A 400-nucleotide genomic window follows, 5' to 3' on the forward strand; every position below is an offset into this window, starting at 1 on the left:
CATGCTGTACGTCTTTGAAGCGTCCCGGATAATCAAAGATTTCATACTGTGTGCGCTGGCCGTTGAGGTTTTTGGCGTGGCGGCTGAAGTAACCGGGCCATCCGGGGACTTTAAAGGTGTAATCCTGGTTTTCAACTGAGGAAGGGCGAATCTGCGCCCGGTAGCGGAACGCACTGATGCATGCGGTGGTGGCTTCCCGGGTGTTCGGGTTAAAGGGCATTTCGCCGAATGTGGAGACCCCGGCGACGTCATCGCAGAGCACCAGTTTCTGGTCGGGACCGGTCGGGAGGAACCAGTCAAAGAAGAAAATACCCTCTTCGGCCCACAGGCGGCTCAGAAAATTGAGGTCAGTTTCGCCGTACTGCACGCAGAATTCGCGGGCGGGATGGGGCTCATAAAA

1 protein-coding gene is annotated in these 400 nt (G+C 56.2%); it reads right to left on the minus strand.

Annotation, left to right across the window (positions count from 1 at the left end; translation table 11 throughout):
- Window positions 1-400, minus strand: a 400-nt coding sequence (locus OGV98_RS00030) for a contractile injection system protein, VgrG/Pvc8 family (RefSeq protein ID WP_286550897.1), incomplete at both ends; no start/stop codon positions are given.

Origin of the sequence: Citrobacter sp. Cf136 (assembly GCF_030333815.1) — a bacterium.
GTDB classification, from domain to species: domain Bacteria; phylum Pseudomonadota; class Gammaproteobacteria; order Enterobacterales; family Enterobacteriaceae; genus Citrobacter; species Citrobacter freundii.